Genomic DNA, 1,646 nt, shown 5'->3' with positions numbered 1-1,646 from the left:
CAATACGACCAAGTACAGTGCTGTCATTAAATACGATTTGCTACACTTTGTCAACATAAAAATAACACATATTGATAATTTCAAAAGGAATCAGTTAAACAGATAAAGTGCATATTAAGGTAGACATATTAAGGTAGAAGTGATGTTTATAAAAAAATCTTTATTTAGAAGCGTATTAATTATCGCACTTTTTACAACCTATCTTATATTCCCTTCAAACGGATACGCTGATGATAATTTAGATGAATTCTGCTGTTCAAAAGAAGTAGTAAGACTAGAGAGAGCACGCAGTGATTATCTGTATAAAAATTACAATTGGTGGGAACAAAGGTGTTACAACGCTCAATGGATACACGATAAATACGTAGAAAAAACTTTGTCGCTACCAGCACGACTAGCTAAGCAACATATAAAAACTATAGAGCAATGGCGTCGTCTAGTCATAAACCGAAATAGTGTATCGCGTGCCGTGATAAGCAATATGCAATTCGAAATAGAGCAAATGCAGCATTTAGATAGAGCAAAACGAAATAAGCAACATGAAAAGGTATCACAACTCCTCGATATCATTACCGATGTTCGAAAGACTATTGCTACACAAAAAGAAAAAGTTAAAAGGCTAGATCATGAAATTGAAATAGTAAATGATATGCTTATTTATTTTTATGAATAATTGCATACTTATGAAGCACATTAAGAGCAACACGTAATGAATTCACAAGGTGTGGTAGCATTTGATCTTCTATAACGAGATACTGTAGCGCTGCATAAAGGTTATATTGTCTATAGAGGCATTGGGCTTCTTTTAGTGCCTCTTGCGTGTTTATAAACTGCTCTGTTGCAAATTCTACCCATTTATCTCTTGCCTTATCATCAGATGATGATGGCATTTCGTCATAAATTGCATTAGGCAAGCCTTTTGCGCAAAGGTAATTATTCCTTATCTGTAGATATTGCTGGGCGGTGTCGTATTGCTCTTGAGTAATCACGCCTTTTAAACAAAGCCGCCCTATATAGGTACCAGAAAGTGGATTTTTTGCCTCTTGTAGCGTTAAACCGAAGCGTTTTGCACGCATTTCTATTGCCAATTTATCAACGGCTTCACGCGGTGCTTTTGCACGTGATATACGTCCGTTTGGTTCTCTTACCTGCCCTGCTATTTTAGGGCGTCCCCTTTTTTTATTTTTTTTCACAGATAACCTCAGACACCTGTTTAACGTTTTCCCAAATTTCCTTTGAATTTAAATTTATTTTTGCATCCAAAGACGCTACAAGTATTAGCAACACGCCGCCTATACAAAAGGCTGGAATTTTTTTCCAATCATCATCATCATTCATCATCCACACGAAGATAATGACCATCATTACAATTAGAAAGCCTGCTGATATATTACAGAATGTCTCAATCTTATTATTATGTTGTAATGATTTTATCTCCTGATCTGTAATAGTATAGTTATAAACTGGCTTAGATTTACAGATTGCACTAAAGGTATGGAGCGGCGGCTTATCAGACATTTAAATACCCTCTATTAAAAAGGAACACTGTCATTCATAACGGTATGGGGCGTATCAAGAGGTCTGTAAATGCTTCTGTCATAAGCAGATGACTGATCTTGATTATCATCATTTTTGCCATCTAAAAG

The 1,646-nt window shown here is 35.7% G+C and carries 3 protein-coding genes and 1 pseudogene; 1 reads left to right on the top strand and 3 read right to left on the bottom strand.

What is annotated here, in order from left to right:
* Nucleotides 1-142 precede the first annotated feature (142 nt).
* A complete protein-coding gene (locus ACFIJJ_RS09680) occupies nucleotides 143-673 on the top strand; it encodes a hypothetical protein (RefSeq protein WP_026500633.1) in 531 nt (176 codons plus the stop codon).
* Here the strand turns inward: ACFIJJ_RS09680 and ACFIJJ_RS09675 are convergent.
* The 3 genes and pseudogenes from ACFIJJ_RS09675 to ACFIJJ_RS09665 all read right to left on the bottom strand — a co-directional run.
* Nucleotides 654-1,193 (bottom strand): hypothetical protein, encoded by a 540-nt coding sequence (locus ACFIJJ_RS09675; protein WP_375646795.1) that lies wholly within the window; start codon nucleotides 1,191-1,193, stop codon nucleotides 654-656. The genes ACFIJJ_RS09680 and ACFIJJ_RS09675 overlap by 20 nt on opposite strands.
* Nucleotides 1,180-1,518: a hypothetical protein gene (locus tag ACFIJJ_RS09670; RefSeq protein WP_375646793.1), complete on the bottom strand. Its 339-nt coding sequence runs from the start codon at nucleotides 1,516-1,518 to the stop codon at nucleotides 1,180-1,182. The genes ACFIJJ_RS09675 and ACFIJJ_RS09670 overlap by 14 nt, the downstream gene beginning before the upstream one ends.
* A 14-nt stretch (nucleotides 1,519-1,532) precedes the next feature.
* Nucleotides 1,533-1,646, bottom strand: a pseudogene (locus ACFIJJ_RS09665) (single-stranded DNA-binding protein); the annotation flags it as partial.

Source organism: Bartonella sp. TT29SHDZB (assembly GCF_042193395.1).
Classification (GTDB): Bacteria; Pseudomonadota; Alphaproteobacteria; order Rhizobiales; family Rhizobiaceae; genus Bartonella.
The sequence above is the reverse complement of the archived record's forward strand: the minus strand, read 5'-3'. Positions and strand labels throughout refer to the sequence as shown.

Coding starts and splice junctions, on each gene's coding strand:
- ACFIJJ_RS09680 (WP_026500633.1), top strand. CDS start 143: ATGTTTATAAAAAAATCTTTATTTAGAAGCGTATTAATTATCGCACTT.
- ACFIJJ_RS09670 (WP_375646793.1), bottom strand. CDS start 1,518: ATGTCTGATAAGCCGCCGCTCCATACCTTTAGTGCAATCTGTAAATCT.